Source organism: Acrocarpospora catenulata, assembly GCF_018476525.1.
GTDB lineage: Bacteria > Actinomycetota > Actinomycetes > Streptosporangiales > Streptosporangiaceae > Acrocarpospora > Acrocarpospora catenulata.
Window position 1 is genome coordinate 1 of sequence record NZ_JAHCST010000079.1, and the last position, 19,667, is coordinate 19,667.

13 protein-coding genes are annotated in these 19,667 nt (G+C 73.2%); 9 read left to right on the forward strand and 4 right to left on the reverse strand.

The features are described 5' to 3' along the window. Positions 1–130: 130 nt before the first annotated feature. The 9 genes from KIP79_RS41570 (at position 131) to KIP79_RS41610 (ending at position 14,317) form a co-directional block, all read left to right on the forward strand. The gene (locus tag KIP79_RS41570) at positions 131–844 is read left to right on the forward strand and encodes a hypothetical protein (protein ID WP_308170176.1); all 714 of its coding nucleotides are present in this window, start codon (positions 131–133) and stop codon (positions 842–844) included. After that, complete coding sequence (locus KIP79_RS41575) at positions 838–2,058, forward strand: S8 family serine peptidase (RefSeq protein ID WP_214110548.1); 1,221 nt, start codon at positions 838–840, stop codon at positions 2,056–2,058. The genes KIP79_RS41570 and KIP79_RS41575 overlap by 7 nt, the downstream gene beginning before the upstream one ends. 52 nt (positions 2,059–2,110) lie before the next feature. After that, a complete protein-coding gene (locus KIP79_RS41580) occupies positions 2,111–2,944 on the forward strand; it encodes a hypothetical protein (protein WP_214110549.1) in 834 nt (277 codons plus the stop codon). Then, on the forward strand, positions 2,938–4,080 hold the full coding sequence (locus KIP79_RS41585) for a S8 family serine peptidase (protein WP_214110550.1): 1,143 nt from the start codon (positions 2,938–2,940) through the stop codon (positions 4,078–4,080). Before KIP79_RS41580 ends, KIP79_RS41585 begins: the two co-directional genes overlap by 7 nt. An 89-nt stretch (positions 4,081–4,169) precedes the next feature. Then, positions 4,170–4,556 carry a hypothetical protein gene (locus KIP79_RS41590; protein ID WP_250214719.1) on the forward strand — a complete coding sequence of 129 codons (387 nt, stop codon included), beginning with the start codon at positions 4,170–4,172 and terminating at the stop codon, positions 4,554–4,556. After that, on the forward strand, positions 4,553–4,870 hold the full coding sequence (locus KIP79_RS41595) for an MGMT family protein (RefSeq protein ID WP_214110551.1): 318 nt from the start codon (positions 4,553–4,555) through the stop codon (positions 4,868–4,870). Before KIP79_RS41590 ends, KIP79_RS41595 begins: the two co-directional genes overlap by 4 nt. Positions 4,871–4,921: 51 nt before the next feature. Beyond that, on the forward strand, positions 4,922–7,816 hold the full coding sequence (locus KIP79_RS41600; protein ID WP_214110552.1) for a CDP-glycerol glycerophosphotransferase family protein: 2,895 nt from the start codon (positions 4,922–4,924) through the stop codon (positions 7,814–7,816). A gap of 109 nt (positions 7,817–7,925) precedes the next feature. After that, entirely contained in the window at positions 7,926–11,090 is a 3,165-nt protein-coding gene (locus tag KIP79_RS41605) for an ATP-dependent helicase (protein WP_214110553.1), read from the forward strand. After that, positions 11,084–14,317, forward strand: coding sequence for an ATP-dependent helicase (locus KIP79_RS41610; protein ID WP_214110554.1), 3,234 nt, complete (start codon positions 11,084–11,086; stop codon positions 14,315–14,317). Before KIP79_RS41605 ends, KIP79_RS41610 begins: the two co-directional genes overlap by 7 nt. Here KIP79_RS41610 and KIP79_RS41615 read toward each other — a convergent pair. Genes KIP79_RS41615 through KIP79_RS41630 form a run of 4 tightly spaced genes read right to left on the reverse strand, consistent with a single transcriptional unit; the run spans position 14,296 to position 19,591 of the window. Next, positions 14,296–15,378, reverse strand: coding sequence for a type III PLP-dependent enzyme domain-containing protein (locus tag KIP79_RS41615; RefSeq protein ID WP_214110555.1), 1,083 nt, complete (start codon positions 15,376–15,378; stop codon positions 14,296–14,298). The two genes, KIP79_RS41610 and KIP79_RS41615, sit on opposite strands and share 22 nt — an antisense overlap. Beyond that, complete coding sequence (locus KIP79_RS41620; protein WP_214110556.1) at positions 15,375–16,910, reverse strand: IucA/IucC family protein; 1,536 nt, start codon at positions 16,908–16,910, stop codon at positions 15,375–15,377. Before KIP79_RS41620 ends, KIP79_RS41615 begins: the two co-directional genes overlap by 4 nt. Next, complete coding sequence (locus KIP79_RS41625; RefSeq protein ID WP_308170177.1) at positions 16,911–18,458, reverse strand: IucA/IucC family protein; 1,548 nt, start codon at positions 18,456–18,458, stop codon at positions 16,911–16,913. After that, complete coding sequence (locus tag KIP79_RS41630) at positions 18,443–19,591, reverse strand: ATP-grasp domain-containing protein (protein ID WP_214110557.1); 1,149 nt, start codon at positions 19,589–19,591, stop codon at positions 18,443–18,445. The genes KIP79_RS41625 and KIP79_RS41630 overlap by 16 nt, the downstream gene beginning before the upstream one ends. Positions 19,592–19,667 lie beyond the last annotated feature (76 nt).

Here is a 19,667-nt window from a genome sequence, read left to right on the forward strand (position 1 = left end):
GCGCCCGCGCGCCCGGCGGGGGTCCCCGGGCGGCCCGTCGGCGATTCCGGGGTATTCCGGGCAAGCCGTTAGAGCATCAGTGCGTCGTTTGTGGGGGTGCCACCCGCGACGGGACGTTAAGGTCGGGGCCGTGAGGGAGAGACGCAGTTGGCCGACGCTGCTGGTGGCGTCCGCTCTCACGGTGAGCTGCGCGATCGTCGCCGGCATCGGGGCCAGCGCCGCGCTGGCCGAGCTGACCCGGGGGCCCAGCCAGCAGGAACTCCGGCAGGCCGGGGCCGCCGAGATCGCCCGCCGCTGGCAGGTCTGGCCGGCCGGCCGCATCTTCCCCGCCACCATCGACTACATCGGCGAGCAGGGCGGCGCCGAGAAGGCCCACAGGGTGGGCATCTCCACCCGGACCGAGTGCGGCGCCGCGATGGACGCCGCGCTCCGCGACACCATGCGCAAGGCGGGCTGCCAGGGCATCCTGCGCGCCACCTACCTGGACGCGCTCGAGGGCATCGTGGTCACCATCGGGGTGGCCGCCTTCCCCGACCCCGGCTCGGCCGACACCGCCGCCGCCGCGATTCCCGGCAAACCCGCTCCCGGCCTGCGCGCGCTGGCCTTCCCGCGTACCGTGACCGACCGCTTCACCGCCGCGGGCCGCCAGGCCAGCACGGTACGGCGGGCCGGGCCGTACCTGGTGATGACCACGGCGGGCCAGGTGGACGGCCGCCCCGCCCGGGCGCTCGGCCGGCAGCGGCCGACCATGTTCACCTTCACCGCCGACCTGGCCGACCGGGTGGCCAGGGAACTGCTCACCCCCGTGGTGCCCGACTGCGCGTCCGAGGAGTTCCAGTGCTGAGGGCCCTGCTGGCCGTGCTCCCGCTGCTGGCGGCCTTCCTGCTGCCGGGGGCGGCCGCCGCCGACGACGTGCGCGGCAGCCAGGCGGCGGTGCTGCGCACGCTCGGCCTGGCCAAGGCCTGGCAGGTCACCAAGGGGCGCGGGGTGACGGTGGCCGTGCTCGACTCCGGCGTGGACCCCAACCACCGCGACCTGGCCGGCTCGGTACGCGTCGGCAAAGACTTCACCGAGGGCGCCAACCCGGCGGGCACCGAGCCGGTACGGCTGCACGGCACGTACATGGCCTCGCTGATCGCCGGGCACGGCCACGGCCCTGGCCGGGGCGACGGCATCATCGGGGTGGCCCCGCAGGCCAAGGTGCTCTCGGTCCGGGTGATCCTGGAGGACGAGGAGCCCGGGTTCCGCGCCTTCAACGCCGAGGCCAGGTATGAGGGCGTGGTCGCCAAGGGCATCAGGTACGCGGTGGACTCCGGCGCCCAGGTGATCAACCTGTCCATCTCCAAGGACCTGGCCACCGAGGCCGAGCGCGACGCCATCCGGTACGCCATCTCCAAGGGCGTGGTGCTGGTCGCGGCGGCCGGCAACGACGGCGCCGGACGGCGGACCGCGCCCTACTCCTACCCGGCCTCCATCCCCGGCGTGATCTCGGTGGCCGCGGTGACCAGCACCATGCGCCGGGCCTCCTTCTCCAACCGGAACTCCTCGGTGCTGCTGGCCGCGCCGGGCGTGGACATCCTGGGCGCGGGCCCGGGCGACGAGTACTGGGTGGGCCGGGGCACCTCCCAGGCGACCGCCCTGGTCTCCGGCGTCGCCGCCCTCATTAAGGCGAAATATCCGAAAATGTCGCCTGCGTTGGTGGCGCAGGCGCTGGCCTCCTCCGCCAGCACCAAGAGCAGCCAGTACAACACCGGCACCGGCTTCGGCGTGGTCAACGCCGAGCGCGCGCTCCGCATGGCCGCCCTGCTCTCCCGGCACCGCTCGGTCGCCACCGGCCCCGGCGTGCAGCGCCCGGAACGCTCCGTCCGCGACACGGCCCCCGGCCCCGTCATGATCGTCAACCGGAACCAGCAGCTGATCACCGTCTACGCCGGCATCGGCCTGGCGGGCCTGGTCGCCGCCGCCGGCGGCCTGATGGCCGTGGTTTTCCTGGTCAGACGGGCAAGAAGGGAGGCGGAACTGGACGCCGCCATACGAGACATGTATATCGCCCGCTGAGATACCTCTACCGAATCGTTGGCATACAGAGTCTTCGACGTAACATCGGATTATGTCGCGACAGCAGCCACGGACGATCCGTACCCGGGTGCGCCCGTGGCCTGCCTCACGGGGCCGCCAGGCCGCCGCCCAGGCCGCCAGGGAACGGTTGGAGTTAGCGCGTGGAGTCAGGCGGCGGGCCGTCTTCCTGGCGCTGATGGCCGGGATCCTCGGGGTGTCGGCCATCACCGTGCTGCTCGGCACGGCCGGTCTGCTCCAGGAGACCCGCTCCCGCCCGCTCACCGGCGCGGAACGCGCCGAATACGTCAAGCAGGACGTCGCCCGCCGCTGGTACGACTGGCCGGCCACTGTGGTCTTCCCTGAGGAACTGGAGTACACCGGCCTGGCCAGGACCCAGCAGTTCGCCCGCCGGGTCGGAGTGGCTCCGGAGATCCCCTGCTGGGCGGGGGTGGACGGGCCGGTGGCCTCGGTGCTCAACGAGAGCGGCTGCGTGGCGTTGCTCCGTTCCACGTACGTGGACCAGTCGGCCACCTTCGCGATCACCGTCGGGGTGGCCGTGCTGAAGAGCGAGGAGGCCCGGGTGGAGGCCGCGGCCAAGCTGCCGGTGGACGACCGGGTCGGGGTGCGCCCGGTGGCCTTCCCCGGCACCGTCACCGACCTGTTCGGCGCGGCCCAGCGGCAGCGCTCCGGCTGGGTCGGCGTGGGGCCCTACATCGTTTTCGTCACCGCGGGGTATACGGACGGCAGAACGCGCGACTCGATCCCGCCGGAGGAGGCCTTGAACAGCGAACTCTGGCCCGCCGCCCAGTCCGTCGGCGGCCGTGTCGCCCGCTCGCTGGGCGAGGAGCCCGACGTGCCGCGGTGCACCCAGGGGAACGTGTGCTGAGGTCCGCCGCCCTGCTGGCGGCCGCCCTGGCGCTCGTGGTGATACCCGCCGTCCCGGCGGCGGCGGCGCCCGCGCCCTCGCCGCTGGACCGGTTGAACGTGCCGGCCGCCTGGAAGGTGAGCAAGGGCGCCGGGGTGACCGTGGCCGTGCTCCACCAGCGCGTCGCCGACGACACACCCGGCCTGCGCGGCCGGGTGGCCTACGCGCCGGACATGACCGGCGCCTACTACTCCGGCCCCGACACCCGCTCCGGGCCGTACGCCACCGCGCTGGCCACCCTGGTCGCCGGGGACGGCAAGGACAAGGGCGTGACCGGGGTGGCCCCCCAGGCGCGCGTCCTGTCGGTGCCGGTGATCCCGCCGCCGGTGGAGGAGGGCCTGGTCGACCCGCAGAGCCCCGGCTCGACGGTGGACAGCCCGGTCGCCCGCGGCATCCGGTACGCGGCCAACCACGGCGCCGACATCATCCTGGTGCCGATGGGCGCGTTCGGGGTGGCCAGGATCGACCGGGACGCGGTGTCGTACGCGGTGTCCCGCGGCGTGGTGGTGATCTCCGGGGTGGGCGACTACGGGCAGTCGCCGTACGCGCGGGAGATGAGCACCTCGTACTGGCAGTTCCCGGCCGGCTACCCCGGAGTGATCGGGGTGGCGGCGGTGGACGTCAACGGGGCGGGCGCGCCGTTCAGCAGCGACAACCTCTCGGTCCTCGTCGGCGCACCCGGCGTGGAGATCCCGGTGGCCGGCGGCGGCACCGTAACCGGTACCGGCGCGGCCAGCGCCCTGGTGGCCGGGGTGGCCGCGCTGATCCGCGCCAAGTACCCCGAACTCACCCCCGAGCTGGTCGGCCGCGCGCTGACCACGGGCACCCGCTCGCAACCCCCCGCCGGGTACGATGACAAGATCGGCTTCGGGGTGGTCAACGCCGAGCGGGCGCTGGCCCGCGCCGCGGAGCTGACCGCCCACCGGCGGGCGCTGGAGGTCCGTGGGGACTTCCACTTCGGCGGTGGACCGCTCTCCGCGGGGCCCGCGCGCCCGGGGCCCGACCCGGTCAGGCTCTGGATCTACAGCATCGGAGTGGTGCTCGGCCTGGGCGCCTTCGGCGTCTCGGTGATCCTGCTCGCCCGCCGGGGCAGCTGATCACGTAACGGCGGCGATTCGAGTGCGGTTCAGCGGCGGGCCGTCACATTTTTACCTTTCTTGTCACAACACCGGTCAAAGGTTCGCTAATGTCGCGCCTCATGGGCTACGAGCTGCGCGTCGAGCGTGAAAAGCCGCTCGGTCACGCCGAACTCGCCAGCGCGCTTTCGGCCGTGGCCGAATTCGACCTGAGCGGGACGCACCAGAACGGCGAGGTGGTCGCGCGTTTCGGTGACGCCGCGTACCCGATCGCGACCTGGTCCGGCCGCCTGCAGGGCGAGCCGGCCTCTGACTGGCAACTGGCCCAGCTGGCCGTGCTCTGTGACCTGGTCGGCGCCCGCCTGGTGGGCGAGGACGGCGAGGTGTACGGGATCCGGGACGGCATCCTGGAACAGACGATGGACGGCGTCACGAGCTTCGAGTTCGGCAAGCTGGAGGAGATCCTCGCAGCCGGGCCGAGCAGCTGGAGCGAATGAGTTCCGGTACGGGGCCGATGCCGGGCCCCTACGCCGAACGGGTGCTCGACATGGTCGAGCGCATCCCGCCGGGCAAGGTCATGTCCTACGGCGACGTGGCCGAATACCTCGGGGAGGGCGGTCCGCGCCAGGTCGGCGCGGTCATGTCGGCCTGGGGTGGCGGCGTCCCGTGGTGGCGTGTCATACGAACAGATGGAACTCCGCCGCCCGGACACGAAAGCGAGTGTCTACGCAGGTGGCGCGAGGAGGGAACACCGGTCAGGGGAAATCGGGCCCATATGCGTCACGCACGATGGGACGGAACTCCTCTGTGACCGGCATTACCATTTCTAGAACACCGGTCATCCGAAGGGTGGTGCCCCCTAATGACACCCGCACGCCAGGGCGATTCCGCCGCTGATCGACTGCGGGCTGTCCAGGAGCTCTATGACCGGGGCGAGCCAATCGACGCTCTGGTCCAGCTCGTCCGCGCCGAGGGCCTCGACAAGGCCGCGCGGCGGACCCTGGACGGCGAGGTCCTCGCTGGGCCGCTCGGCCTGCGGCTGGACGCCGCGGCCAAGCGCGGCCCCAGCCGCCGGGCCCAGGCGATCGAAGTGCTCCGCCCCTACCTGGAGAGCGTCGACCCCAAGGTCAAGAAAGCCCTGCCGGTCGGCCGCCGGGTGGCCTACCACCTGATCGAGACGGCCGACCCGGCCGAGCTGGCCGAGAGCGACGCGCTGGCCAAACTGGCCGCCGCCGCGGCCGAGCCGTCCCGCCGGGTCCGCCACGGGCTGCGGTGGTACGCCGAGCTCCCCGTCGAGGGGGTGGACCGGGAACTGCTCCGGCTGCGCGCGGCCGACCTGGTGCCGGTCACCCAGATCGACGACATCAGCTGGCAGGGCAAGCGCCTGCACATCAGCGGCCACGCCTACCTGGCCGGTCTTTCGGTGCGCAGCGGCCGGTTCAACCGGGCCACCGTGAAACTGCGCGGCCCCCGCTGGCTGCCGCCGGTGACCCTGCGCACCCGGCGCACCTTCCGCCCCGAGGCCACCCACGCGGCCAAGGAGCCCGGCTGCAACTACGACTGGGCCGGTTTCACCGCCGAGCTCAACCCGTTCTCGCTGCGCTGGCGGGCGGCCCTGCGCGCGGTGGTGCGCGGGAGTAAGCGCATCCTGCGCCGCCGCCACACGGTCAAGGACACCACCACCTGGCGGGCCGAGATCGTGATCTGGAGCCGCGCCGCCCGGGCCACCGGCGTGCTGCGCGGCCCGGCCATCGGCCGCACCGAGCGCCCCGCCGGGCTCAAGGTGCGCGAGCGCTGGTGGGTCCGGCCGGTCTGGACCTCCGACAAGGCCCTGCAGGTGGTGCTGCACCCGACCCGGGCCGAGCTCACCGGGGTGAGCCTGGCCGGGGAGACCATCGAGCTGACCGGCTTCCTGCCGGGCCGCTCGGTGAACAAGGGCAAGGCCAGGGTGGGCGGCCACCGCATGGCGGCCGAGTTCACCCCGGCCGAGGGCGGCAGCTCGTTCGCGCTCTCGCTGGCCGTGAACACCCTGCTCAACGCCGACGCGCGGCGCCTGTGGGTGGAGCCGAAGGGCGACCCGGCCGCTTCGGTCATGCTGGAGGGCACCCCGGAGACCCGGCTGCTGGTCGGCGACCGGGAGATCACCGTGCAGGGCGACCGCCGCGACCGCGTGGTCGTCTCCGGCCACAAGATCCACCCGGTGATCACCGAGATGCGCTGGGAGGACGGCGCGCTGGCGCTCGCCGGGGAGTACCCCGACCCCGAGGACGGTCCGCGTGACCTGGTGCTCCGCCACCGGGGCGGCCTCACCATCCGGGTGCCGCTGCACCGGGAAGGGGCCCGCTTCGAGGTGCGGCTCTCGCCCGGCGCGATCCCCCGTTTCGGCGGCAGCGTCCCGCTCGCCGAGGGCACCTGGAACCTGTCGGTGGCCCCGCCCGGCAAGTACGGCCCGGCCATGGTCCCCGCCCGGGTGGACCACGCCGCGCTGGCCGGCCTGGACGAGGACCCGCGCACCATCGACGGCCGGGTCTACCGGTTCGTGGCCACCCGCTTCGACGTGCCGGTGCTGGTGGCGGCCGAGGAGCGCCCCGGCGACGAGCGCAGCGCGGCCGGGGTCTGGGCGCTCAGCCGCAACCTCTACCCCGCGCACCGGGCCAAGCCGCTCCGCGAGGCGACCCTGTACGTCTCCTTCGACGGCCGGTCCTACTCCGACAACCCGCGCGCCATCTACGAGGAGCGGCTGCGCCGGGGCGATGACAGCGAGCACATCTGGGTGGTCAGGGACGGCGCCTTCGTCCCGCCGGGATCCGCGGAGCTGGGCCTGGGCGGCGGCATCGAGCCGACCATCGTGCGCGAGGGCAGCGGCGAACACTACGAGGCGCTGGCCCGCGCCCGCTACGTGGTGAGCAACCAGTTCCTGCCGCAGTGGTTCCGGACCAGGGAGGACCAGGTCTGCGTGCAGACCTGGCACGGCACCCCGGTCAAGCACATCGGCCGGGACCTGGCGCACATGCGCCGGGAGCCGCGCCCGCCGGTCTGGCACCGGCAGGCGGCCGAGGTGCGCGGCTGGGACCTGCTGGTCTCGCAGAGCTCCTGGGCCTCCGGGGTGCTGCGCAAGGCGTTCGGCTACGAGGGCGAGATCCTGGAGTGCGGCAACCCGCGCAACGACGTGCTGTTCACGGCGGGCCCGGAGACGGTCGCCGAGATCCGCCGCAGGGTCGGCATCCCCGACGGCAAGCGCGTGGTGCTCTACGCGCCGACCTTCCGTGACTACGACCGCAGGAACGCGGCGGTCAAGCTGGACCTGGCCGACGCCAAGCGGGCGCTCGGCGAGGACCACGTGGTGCTGGTCCGCGGCCACCTGATGCAGGCGTTCCCGCACGTGCACTCGCATGACGGCTTCGCCATCGACGTCACGACATATCCGGATATCTCGGACCTGCTGGTGATCGCGGACGTCCTGGTGACCGACTACTCCTCGGTCATGTTCGACTTCGTCGCCACCGGCCGCCCGGTAGTCCTGTTCACCCCCGACCTGGACAAGTACCGCTCCACCCGGGGCCTCTACCTGGACCTGGAGGCCAACCGCCCCGGCCCGCGTCTGGCCAGCTCACCGGAGGTGGTCGAGGTGCTCCGCACCATCGACACGGTCGCCCTCCGCCTGGCCGACCGCTACCAGGCCTTCGCCGCCACGTACGCGTCGCACGACTCGGGCAAGTCGGCGGCGACGCTGGTGGACCACGTGTTCACCCGCTGAACGATCTCCGGAAGAGCCGCCGCACTACGCGGCGGCTCTTTCGTTTCTCCAGATGAATACCGCGCGGGGTGGCCCGATCTGTCCTCGTCATCTGGTGAAATGAAGCGCTATGAGTTACCGGCTGGTGCGGCGTGGGGGTGTGGGGCGGGGGACCGCTCCCGTGCTCGACGAGCATCAGCGTGCCGTGGTGGACCATCAGGCGGGGCCGCTGCTGGTCCTGGCCGGCCCGGGTACCGGGAAGACCACCACCCTGGTGGAGAGCGTGGTCGAGCGGATCGAGCGACGCGGTGTCGATCCCGAGCGTCTGCTGGTGCTCACGTTCAGCCGTAAGGCCGCCGGTGAGCTGCGGGAACGCATCACCGGGCGGTTACGGCGCACGACCAGAACGCCGCTGGCGGTGACCTTCCACAGTTATGCGTACGCGCTGCTTCGCCGGGAGGCGGTGCTGGCCGACCAGCCGGCGCCCCGCCTGCTGACCGGGCCCGAGCAGTTGCTTGAGGTGCGCCGCCTGCTCCACGGTGAACTGGAGGACGGCGCTCCGCACTGGCCGGAGCGGCTGCGGGAGGGGCTGAAGACCCGCGGTTTCGCCGAGGAGTTGCGTGATTTTCTGTCCCGGGCGGCCGAGCGCGGCCTGGACGGTGACGACCTGGTTCACCTGGGCCGGCTGAACGGCCGCCCCGACTGGGAGGCCGCCGGGCGGTTCTTCCACCGGTACGAGGACCGGTTCGACCTCGACCCCGTGCCCTCCCTCGACTACGCCGAGCTGATCAGGGAGGCGGCCGGGCTGCTGGCCCGCGGTGAGGTCAGGGACCGGGAGCGCGCCGCCTACGACTGGGTGTTCGTGGACGAGTACCAGGACACCGACCCGGCCCAGGAGGCGCTCCTCCGCCACCTGGCGGGGGAGGGCCGCAACCTGGTGGCCGTGGGCGACCCCGACCAGTCCATCTACGGCTTCCGCGGCGCCGAGGTTCAGGGCATCCTGCGTTTTCCCGAGCGCTTCAGAACCCTGGACGGCCGGGACGCCCCGGTGATCCCGCTGCGGGTCTGCCGTCGCAGCGGTGAGGCGCTGCTGACCGCCTCCCGGCGGGTCGCGGCCAAACTCGGCCCCGCCCGGAGGAGCGAACACCGGGATCTGACCCCCGCCGACACCGCCGAGCCGGGCACGGTCCGAGTGATCCTGGCCGACAGCGAGAGCCAGGAGGCCGCCGTGGTGGCCGACACGCTCCGCCGTGCCCACCTGCTGGACGGCGTGCCCTGGTCCCGGATGGCGGTGCTGGTGCGCAGTGCCACCCGCTCGGTGCCGACGCTGCGGCGGGCGCTGCTCACGGTGGGCGTGCCGGTGGTGGTGGCCGGTGACGAGGTGCCGCTGATCCAGGAGCCGGGGGTGCGCCCGCTGGTGCTGCTGCTGCGCGCAGCCGTACGTCCGGACGGCTTGGACGTGGCCGCCGCCGAGGAGCTGCTGACCGGACCGATCGGCGGCACCGACATGGTTGGCGTGCGCCGCCTGCGCAGGGGGCTGCGCATCGCGGAAAGAGAGGCCATGGACGCGGCCCAGGGCGAGCTGCCGCTGCGGTCCGCCGACGAGATGATGATCGCCGCCCTCCTCGACGACCGCGAGCTGCGCCTGCTTGAGCCGCACGTGGCCGCCCCCGCCGAGCGGGTGGCCCGGCTGATCAAGGTGGCCCGGCAGGCGGCGAGCGGTGACGGCACCGCCGAGGACGCGCTCTGGGAGGTCTGGCAGGCCAGCGGCCTGGCCGACCGGTGGACCACGACCAGCCTCTCCGGCGGCCCCCGGGGCGCCCAGGCCGACCGGGACCTGGACGGCGTGGTGGCCCTGTTCGACTACGCCGCCAAGTTCGTGGACCGGCTGCCCAAGGCCGGGGTGGCGGTCTTCCTGGACGACCTGGCCGGGCAGGAGATCCCGGCCACCACGCTGGCCGCGCACGCCCCGGACGGCGAGGCGGTCCGCATCCTCACCGCCCACCGCGCCAAGGGCCTGGAGTGGGATGTCGTGGTGGTGGCGGGGGTCCAGGAGGGCACCTGGCCCGACCTGCGGCTGCGCGGCTCGCTGCTCGGCATCGAGACCCTGGTCGAGGTGTCCGAGGGCACCGCGCTCGACGGGACCGACGCGGTCAGGGCCGCGCTCGGCGCCAAGATGCTGGCCGAGGAGCGCCGCCTGTTCTACGTGGCCGCCACCCGGGCCCGCCGCAGGCTGGTGGTCACCGCGGTGGGCGGCGAGGACGCCGAGGAGCGGCCCTCCCGGTTCCTGGCCGAGCTGCTCCCCGGCGAGCTGGAGAACGCCACCGTGGACGATCGGGCCCGCTGGCTCAGCATGCCCGCTCTGGTGGCCGACCTGCGCGCCACCGTCTGCGACCGGAGCCGCCCCGAGCCGCTGCGCCGCGCGGCGGCCCGCCATCTGGCCCGGCTGGCCGAGGCGGGGGTGCCGGGCGCCGACCCGAAGACCTGGTACGCGCTGACCGAGATCTCCGACGACCGCCCGCTGGCCTGGCCGGACGACGTGGTCCGGATCTCCCCGTCGGCGGTGGAGAACTTCACCAAGTGCTCGCTGCGCTGGATGCTGGAGACGGCTGTGGGCGCCGGTGGGGCCAGCGTCTCGCAGAGCCTGGGCACGGTCATCCACGCGATCGCCGTACTGGCGGCGGAGGAGCAGCCCGCCGAGACGCTCGGGCGGCGGCTGGACGAGATGTGGGACGAGCTGGACTTCGGCGGGCTCTGGTTCAACCGCAAGCAGCGGCAGGTGGCCGGGCAGATGGTGGAGCGTTTCCTGCGCTGGAACGCGGAGAACCCGCGTCAGCTGGTCGCCCCCGAGGAGGCGTTCACCGCCGTGGTCTCCGAGGGCGTGGTGATCAAGGGCCGGGTGGACCGGGTCGAGCGGGACGGTGACGGCCGCGCGGTGATCATCGACATCAAGACCGGGAGCAGCAAGCCCAGGGACGAGGAGCTGGACCGCCATCCGCAGCTGGGCGTCTACCAGCTGGCCACCCTGCTCGGCGCGTTCAAGCGGCACGGCCTGGTGGAGCCCGGCGGGGCCGCGCTGGTGCAGCTCGGCAAGGCCGCAGGGAAGGACGCCAAGGAGCAGCGGCAGGGCGCGCTCGGCGACGACCCGGAGCCGCGCTGGGCCGAGGAGCTGGTCACCACGGTGGCCGCGGGCATGTCCGCCAACCTGTTCGTGGCCAAGGTCAACGACGGCTGCCGGACCTGCGCGGCCAAGCTGTCCTGCCCGGTGAACGACAACGGGGGACAGGTGTGCTGAGCCCGGCCGAGCTGGCGGCCAAGCTGGGGGTGCTGCCGCCGACGCCCGAGCAGGCGGCGGTGATCGAGGCCGAGCGGGAGCCCATGGTGGTGGTGGCCGGGGCCGGCTCGGGCAAGAGCGAGACCATGGCCGGGCGGGTGGTCTGGCTGGTCGCCAACGGGTACGCGCGGCCGGAGCAGATCCTCGGCCTCACCTTCACCCGCAAGGCCGCCGGTGAGCTGGCGGAACGGGTCAGGAAGCGGCTGACCGGGCTGGTGGCGGCCGGGCTGATCGCCGAGGTGGAGACCGAGCCGACCGTCTCCACCTACCACGCGTACGCGGCCAGGCTGGTCACCGACCACGCGCTCCGGGAGGCGATGGAGCCGACCATGCGCCTGGTCACCCCCGCCGTGGCCTGGCAGCTGGCCTCCCGGGTGGTCGGCCAGTACGACGGCCCGATGGACCAGGTGGACCTGGGCCCGGCCAGCGTCACCGCCGCCGTGCTCGAACTGGCGGGCGAGCTGGCCGAGCACCTGCGCCGGCCCGGCGACGTGCGGGCCGTGGGGGAGTGGCTGCGGGAGCGGCAGGCCGCGGTGCCGGGACGGCTCACCCAGGCCCAGCTGAAGCCGGTGAAGGTGCAGGCGGTCCGGGAGCAGCTGCTGCCGCTGGTGGAGGCCTACCAGCGGGTCAAGCGGCACCGGGAGGTGATCGACTACGGCGACCAGATGGCGCTGGCGGCCCGGATCGCGGCCGGTCACCCCGAGGTGGGGCAGCTGGAGCGGGAGCGGTTCAGCGTGGTGCTGCTGGACGAGTACCAGGACACCAGCCACGCCCAACTGGTGCTGCTGCGCGCGCTGTTCGGCGGCGGGCATCCGGTCACCGCGGTGGGCGACCCCTGCCAGTCCATCTACGGCTGGCGCGGCGCGTCCTCGGGGAACCTGACCCGGTTCCCGGTGGACTTCCGCACTCCCCGGGGCGAGCCCGCCCCCGTACGGCAGCTGTCGGTGAGCTTCCGCAACGGGGAACGGGTGCTGGACGTGGCGGCCCGGGTCCAGGCCGAGCTGCGCCGCGAGGCGGCCGAGGTGCCGGTGCTCACCCCCGGCGAGAACCGGGCCGACCGGGGCCGGGTGGTCTGCGCCTTCCACGAGACGGCCGAGGACGAGGCCGCCTGGATCGCCGACGGAGTCGCCGCCATCCTCGGGCGGGAGACCGCGCCCGACGGCCTCCCTTGGGGCGAGGGCGAGCGGAGTAAGTCCCGGAGCAGCCTGTACGGCCCGGCCGGGTCCGTACAACCCCAGGACGTGGCCATCCTGGCCCGCAAACGCTCCCAGTTCCCCGCCATCCGGCGCGCCCTGGAGGCCAGGGACATTCCGATCGAGGTGGTCGGTCTCGGCGGCCTGCTGACCGTGCCCGAGGTGGCCGACATCGTGGCCACCCTGCGGGTCATGTACGACCCCACCTCGGGTGACGCCCTGGTCCGCCTGCTGGCCGGGCCCCGCTGGCGGATCGGCCCCGCCGACCTGAAGGTCCTCGGCGAGCTGGCCCGCGAGCTGAGCCAGGACACCGTCCCCCGGCAGGCCGACCCGCTCGCCCAGGTGGTGGCCGACCTGGAGGCCGAGCGGGGCAGCCTGATCGACGCGCTGGACGAACTGCCCGAGCGGCAGGAGTGGCGGGCCCGGTTCTCCGAGAAGGCCCAGGAGCGGCTGCCCGCCCTGGCCCTGGAACTGCGGCTGCTCCGCGCGCACGCCGGGCAGCCGCTGCCGGACCTGATCGGCGAGGTGGAGCGCCGTCTCGGCCTGGACGTGGAGGTGGCCGCGCGCGGCGGCAGCCCGCTGGCCGCCCGCGCCGACCTGGACGCCTTCCAGGACGCGGCCGGCCGATTCGCCGGCGACGCCGAGGATCCCACGCTCGGCGCCTTCCTGGCGTACGTGAAGGCGGCGGAGACCGAGGAGTTCGGCCTGGAAGGCGGCCGGGTCGGGGAGACCAACACGGTCAAGCTGATGACCGTGCACGCCAGCAAGGGCCTGGAGTGGCCGGTGGTGGTGGTGCCAGGACTCTCCCAGGTCACCACCCAGAAGGGCGGCCTGGCCAAGGGCAGCATCTTCCCCGCCACCCCGGTCACCAACTCCCGCTGGACGGAGAACCCGCGCAAGCTCCCGTACGGCCTGCGCGGCGACGCCGCCGACCTGCCCGAGCTGGCCGGCCTGGACAAGGAGGCGCTGGCCGAATTCGAGGACGACTGCCGGGAGCGGGACCTGCGCGAGGAGCGGCGGCTGGCGTACGTGGCGGTGACCAGGGCGCACTACCTGCTGATCGCCTCCGGGTACCGGTGGGGGAGCTCGTCCCGGGCGCTGGAGCCCTCGGAGTTCCTGCTGGAGATCAAGGAGCACGCCGCGGTCGCGCACTGGACCGAGGGGGAGCAGGACGAGAACCCGCTGCTCGCCGAGCCGCCGGAGGCCGAGTGGCCGAGTGTCGTGGTCAAGGAGGCCATCCAGGAGGGCGCGGACATGGTGAGCGCGGCCATGGAGGGCCTGGAAGAGGTTGGAGAGGGCGAGGTCAAGGAGTGGGAGCGGGAGCGTATGCGGTCCTGGACGCGCGACACCGAGCTGCTGCTCCGGGAGCGTGACCGCCGCCGCGAGGCGGGCATCGTGGAGCTGCCGTCCCGGCTGACCGTCTCCTCGCTGGTCAGCCTGGCCAGGGATCCGGCCGCCTTCGCCCGGCAGATCCGGCGCCCGCTGCCTCGGCAGCCCGCCCCGCTGGCCCGGCGCGGGACCTCCTTCCACCGGTGGCTGGAGTCCCGGTGGGGGCAGCAGCGGCTGCTGGACGAGCTGGAACTGCCCGGCGCGGCGGACGAGGTCTCCCCGGCCGACCTGCGGCTGGTGGAGCTTCAGGCCAGGTTCGAGGAGAGCCGGTGGGCCGCCAAGGTGCCGGTGGACCTGGAGGTGCCGTTCGAGACGGTGATCGCCGACCGGCTGGTCCGGGGGCGGATGGACGCGGTCTTCCGGGAGCGGGACGGGTACGTGGTGGTCGACTGGAAGACCGGCGAGCGCCCACGCGGCGGCGAGGCCCGTACGGCCGCCATCCAGCTGGCCGCCTACCGGCTGGCCTGGGCGCAGCTGTCCGGCACTCCGCTGGAGAAGGTCGGCGCCGCCTTCCACTACGTCCGCGCCAACCAGACGGTACGCCCGGTGGACCTGATGGAGGCCGACGACCTGACCGCCCTGATCTACGAAATTCCCGAAATGTAGTGAAATTCCGGTTTTGGGTGCATTAGGAAATCGTGGTGGGAGATGTTCCAGGCGTACGCCCCTGCCATGGCGAACGCCACGACATCCCCCACCCGCAACGATGTCCTGATATTTCGGGCGAAGACATCCTTGGGGGTGCAGAGTTGGCCGACCAGCGTGACCGTCTCCTCCGGCAGCGTCGAGGAACCGGCTGAGAAGACCGTGAACGGCTGATTGTGCCCCTTGGTGACTGGTGTCCGCAGATGGTGGGTTCCTCCCGTCAGCACCGCGAACAGCTCCCCGTGCACCCGCTTCAGATCGAGCACCTTGGTGAGATACCACCCGCAGTAGGCCGTCATCGCCCGCCCCGGCTCGATCCGCAACCGCTCCGGCGTCCCCGCCAGCCCGGCCCCGTACGCCGCCCAGTCGAACCGGGCCTCCGGCCGCGCGTAGTCCACCGCCATGCCGCCGCCCAGATTGACCTCCGCCGCCCCGACCTCCCGGGCGAACTCCAGCACCGCCCCCGCCACCTTCAGCAGTTCCTCCGCCGCCAGCCCGCTGGCCAGATGCGCATGGATCCCCCGGAACCGCACCGGCTCCCGTACCAGCTCCAGACACTCCGCGACCCCGCCGGGATCCATCCCGAACGGCGTCGCACCCCCACCCATGGCCAGCGCCGCCCCCGCGAGCGGCACCTCCAGGTTGGCCCGCAGCAGCACGTCCACCGGCTCCCGCCGCCCCGCCAGCAGCCGCCGCAGCTCGCCTGGACTCTCCACATGCATCCGGTACGGCGTCAGCCGCAGATCCCCATCGGTCTTCCCCGGCCCCCCGAACGCCAGCCGAGCCCCCGGCAGCACCTCCCGGACATGCGCGAACTCCCCACCCGAGGACACCTCGAACCCGTCCACGTGCGGCGCGACCGTCCGCAGCAGCCACGGATCGGGATTGGCCTTGACCGCGTAGTAGATCTCCACCCCGGGCAGCGCCCGCCGGATGCCCGCCGCGTGCGCGTCAAGCCCGGGCAGGTCGTAGACGTAGGCGGGGACGTCCCCCAGCCGCTCGGCGTACCGGCGCAGGTTCACAGCGGCCTCGCCAGGGGGTTGGCCACCGGCACATAGGTGGCGTTCCGGTCGGCGGCCCGCGACCACCGTACGGTCAGGTTGGCCTTGGCCGGCAGCGGCACCCCCGCCAGCAGTTCGGCCAGCCGGCGCGGACGGCCCCTGGTCTCGGCGTAGGCGGCCAGGACGTCCCCGGCCACCGCCCAGAGCTCGCGGAGCGGGCAGCGGCGCTCCAGGGTGGCCGCGATCTCCGCCAGGTGGTTGACGAACAGGCAGTAGACCACCCGGTTCCAGCCGCGCTCGGCGTCGTAGGTCAGCGCGGCGGCCACCTCCCGCCTGACCCCGGACAGGTCGTGCCCGACCAGCTTGGTTCCCTCCAGGTCGCGGAAGACCGCCTCCACCGGCCGCCCCTGCGCGTCCAGCCCGACCAGCACGTTCTGCAGGTGCGCCTCCAGCACCACCCCGTGCCGGAAGTAGGCCTCCAGCACGGGCAGCGCCACCCTTTCCACGTACGCGCGCCACCAGGCCAGCGGATCGGACGGGTTCAGGTCCCGCACGGCCAAAGCCCCGGCCAGCACCGGCGTCACCCCGGCCCCGATCCGCCCCCATGGGCTGCACCGGACCAGCACGCCAAGTCCTTCCAGCAGTCTGGTCCCCAGGTCCGCCGAGCGGTAGCCGGGCTCCGGCAGCCACCGGGTGCCGGGGAAGGTCTCGGCCAGGTCGGCGAAGACCGGCGCCAGCCGCCGGGACAACTCCACCGAGCCGGACAGCTCGTACCAGGCGTTCTTCCGCACGCAGTTGGTGATCCGCACGTCCAGGCTGAACTTGAGGCACTTGTCCAGGTCGGGTTCGTAGACCGTGCGCACCGAGGAGGTCGGGGTGGCGTACCCGGTGGTCTGGCCGAGGTCGATCAGCCGGCCGTCGCCGAGGGGCAGGTCGAGCAGCTCGTACTGCCAGGGGTGCACGGGCAGCACCGTGTACCCGTCGGGGGCCGGTCCCAGCCGGTCCAGCGCGCCCGGGTCGCCCTCCTCCACCAGCACGTCGTCCCGCACCCCGAGCAGCCGCAGCGGGAACCGCGCATACGCCTCCGGCGCGTAACTCAGCCAGTCCCCCTTGGCCGCGCTCCTGGCCTTCGGGGCGGGATGGAAGGGATGCCCGTGCAGCAGCGACTGCTCCGAGGCCAGCCAGGGGTCGGCGGGGGGAGTCGCCTCCTCCCGGGCCAGCGCCAGCGCCTCCATCACGGCCTGGCTGCCGGCGACCTGCCCGGCGAACTCCTCGTTGCCGTCCCCGCCCAGCTCCTCGCTGATCAACGCCACCAGGTGCTCGGGGCTGAGCGGCTCCCACGCCCCGTCGCGCAGCCACTCGCCCTGCCCCAGCCGGAGCGCGATGCCCCCGGACGCCCTGGCCCGGATCAGCACCCCGCCCACCCGCAGCGACACGTGGTCCGTCAGCTGCCAGACCTGCCCGCGCGGCCCGGCCACCTCGCGGACGCAGCAGCGCAGCAACGCGCCCACCGTGGCCCGCTCGGCTTCCGTGGCCACCAGTAACCGGTCCATTCAGGCGCTCCTCTGCGAGACGGTGAGATAGTTCGGGCCGCTGGTGCCGTAGTACTTGTTCACGTCGGCCGCCCCCGTGCGGCTCTTGTCGACCAGGGTGCCCGCGGTGACCATCGACTTGCCGACCAGCCGGGCCGCGTCCAGCGTCCTGGCCCGCAGCAGCCGGGCCATCGGGTGGTCGCCGAAGGCGTCCAGGGCGGCGGCCAGGGTCTGCCGTACCCAGCGGGCGTCGCCGAGGGCGGGGACGGCGATCGCGGCGGCGGCCAGGTGCAGGGTGATGGTGACGAACAGGTCGGCCAGCGCGTGCGGGTCGTCGGTGTAGAGGCGTTGGTCGGCGAAGGCGGGGATGTCGAGGTCGGAGCGGTCGGGGGCGACCAGCAGGCCGTCGTTGTCCTTGACCAGCAGGCGCAGGCCGCCCTCGCCGAACACCAGGGCCAGGTTCTGCTGGTGGGCCTCCAGCGCGATGCCGTACCGGACGAAGAGCGTGACGTTCCAGGTGAACAGGATGGTCAGGTAGTCGCGCAGCAGAGCCGCCTGGTCGCCGCCGTAGTGCCGGGCGGCCAGTTCGGCCAGCACCCCGGGGGCGGCCAGCGCGGCCACCGAGACGATCTCGCCCTCCGGGAGGCGGCGGATCATCCAGGCCAGGTACTCGTGCCCGGCGTGCCCGTAGGTCTGCTCGTCGGCCAGCAGCACCCGCAGTCCGGGCTCCCGGTCCAGCACCTCGCGGAGCAGCCGTTCGGCCAGCGCGCCGTCCCGCAGGGTGGCCGGTTTGATGGACCGGCGGTTGCGGGCGCCCAGTGTGCTGGTGGCCAGCGGCAGCTTCAGGTGGGTGCGCGCGTCCACCGCCACCGTGCGCATGGAAAGCGTCGGCCGCACCCGCAGGTACTCCTCCCGCCCCACGATCCCCCCGGGCAGGCTGGGCACCGCTAGCGGATGCACCGGGAAGAGCACGTGCGAGCGGTCCAGCGACGGCAGCCCGGCCTGGGCGAAGGTGGGCCAGAAAACCCCGGATCCCGTCACCGTTACCGCGTCCCTGGGCACCGCCGCCCAGCGCAGCTCGAAGTGCGGGGCGAACTCGGGCGCGTACGCCACCAACTGCTCGGGGGACAGGCCCAGGCGGCACCTGGCCGTCGGGTAGACCGGGTGGTCCACCCGGGCCGCCAGCACCTCGTACCGGAGCGGGGACGCGCCGGGGTCGGGGGCGTGCCGGTCGAGCAGGTCCAGCGCGACCAGGGTCTCCCGGCACTCCTGGGCGAAGGCCGCCACCCCCTCGGCGTCCAGCGGGTCGGCCACCGCGCCCAGCGTGTCCAGCACCTCGGCCAGGGTCAGCTCCTCACCGGGGGCGACCACGAAGTCCTGGAAGAGCCCGGCCAGACCGCCCGGCGTGAGCCGTACCCGGCGGCCGGACGGCAGCGGAAGCGTCACCCCGCTCCGGTCCCGGGTGAGCCGGGCGGCCAGGCCGCCGTAGTCCTCCCGGAGCAGGGCGTTCAGCACCCGCGCGGCCAGGTAGCTCTCCCGCTCGTGCAGCGGGGTCACGACAGGAGCCACGGCTGCTCCTTCCGGAACTTGTCGACGGCGTCGTCCACGGCGGCCTGATCGGCGGCGATCACCCGGAGCAGGCCCAGGTAGTCGCGGTTGGTGCGGGTGAGCTCGACCCGGTCCCCCACCGCACGGAGGGCATGGTGCCAGAGGCGCAGGCCGCCCGATTCACCGGCCTGCTCCGGCGGCCCGGCCACGATGACGCCGGACCGGTCGGCCACCAGGCTGACCGCCGCCCCGTGGCCGGTCCCCGGCGGAGGCACGGGGGCGGGCTCCCCGGCGTGTACCCGGAGGATCCATTCGAAGAGCGGCACACCGAGCAGATCGGCCAGCAGGAAGTCGCAGTTGTCGCCGATCACCCGGTAGTTGACCTCGATGATCCGCGGCCCGGCGTCGGTCAGCACGTACTCGGTGTGGCAGGCCCCCAGCCCCACCCCCAGCGCCGCCAGCGCGGCCAGCACGTGCTCGCGCCCGGGTAACTCGGGCGCCCAGTCCAGCCGCTCCTCCACGAAGTACGGCAACGGCCCGAGCGTGGTCCGGTACCCGCCGAGCACCCGCAGGTCACGGCCGTCGCCCAGGGTCTCCAGGGTGTACAGCGGACCCTCCAGGTACTCCTCGGCCACCAGGGTCTGGCCGGGGCGGCGGTCCCGGACGGCGGCCACGGCTCTCTGGAACTCCCCGGGGTCCCTGGCCAGGATCACGTCCTCGCTGGCCACGCCCTCCCGGGGTTTGACCACCACCGGGCCAGGCCACGGGGGGAGCGGGTCGCCGGGCGCCAGCCGTACCGAGCGCACGGTCTCCACCCCGGCGGCGGCCAGGGCGCGCCGGGTGAGGGCCTTGTTCTTGGTGCTCAGGCAGGCCCGCCAGTCCTTGCCGGGCAGGCCGAAGTAGGCGGCGGCCAGCGCGGTCTCGGCCTGCGCGTGGTCGGAGTTGCTGAAGATCACATCCGGCGGGTGGTGCCGGGCGACCGTGTCGACCAGCGCGCGGACGTCGAGCACGTCGGTCCGGAGGCAGTCCTGCCCCGGGTAGTCTTCGGGGCGGTCGGTCAGGATGGTGACGTCCCACCCCAGAGCCGCCGCGGCGGGCAGGAAGCCGGACGTCACCGAATCGGTGGACTTGAGCGTGACAAGGTACAGCCGCAAGAGTTCCCCCGAAGGTAAGGCTTACCTAAGTAACAGTAGTCGATCACACCTCTGCACCGGGGGAGTTGCCGTTCTT

What these genes read in the sequence shown, in the direction of transcription:
- KIP79_RS41580 (WP_214110549.1), top strand. Translation starts at nt 2,111, where the DNA reads ATGTCGCGACAGCAGCCACGGACGATCCGTACCCGGGTGCGCCCGTGG.
- KIP79_RS41620 (WP_214110556.1), bottom strand. Translation starts at nt 16,910, where the DNA reads ATGGACCGGTTACTGGTGGCCACGGAAGCCGAGCGGGCCACGGTGGGC.
- KIP79_RS41605 (WP_214110553.1), top strand. Translation starts at nt 7,926, where the DNA reads ATGAGTTACCGGCTGGTGCGGCGTGGGGGTGTGGGGCGGGGGACCGCT.
- KIP79_RS41595 (WP_214110551.1), top strand. Translation starts at nt 4,553, where the DNA reads ATGAGTTCCGGTACGGGGCCGATGCCGGGCCCCTACGCCGAACGGGTG.
- KIP79_RS41600 (WP_214110552.1), top strand. Translation starts at nt 4,922, where the DNA reads ATGACACCCGCACGCCAGGGCGATTCCGCCGCTGATCGACTGCGGGCT.
- KIP79_RS41590 (WP_250214719.1), top strand. Translation starts at nt 4,170, where the DNA reads ATGTCGCGCCTCATGGGCTACGAGCTGCGCGTCGAGCGTGAAAAGCCG.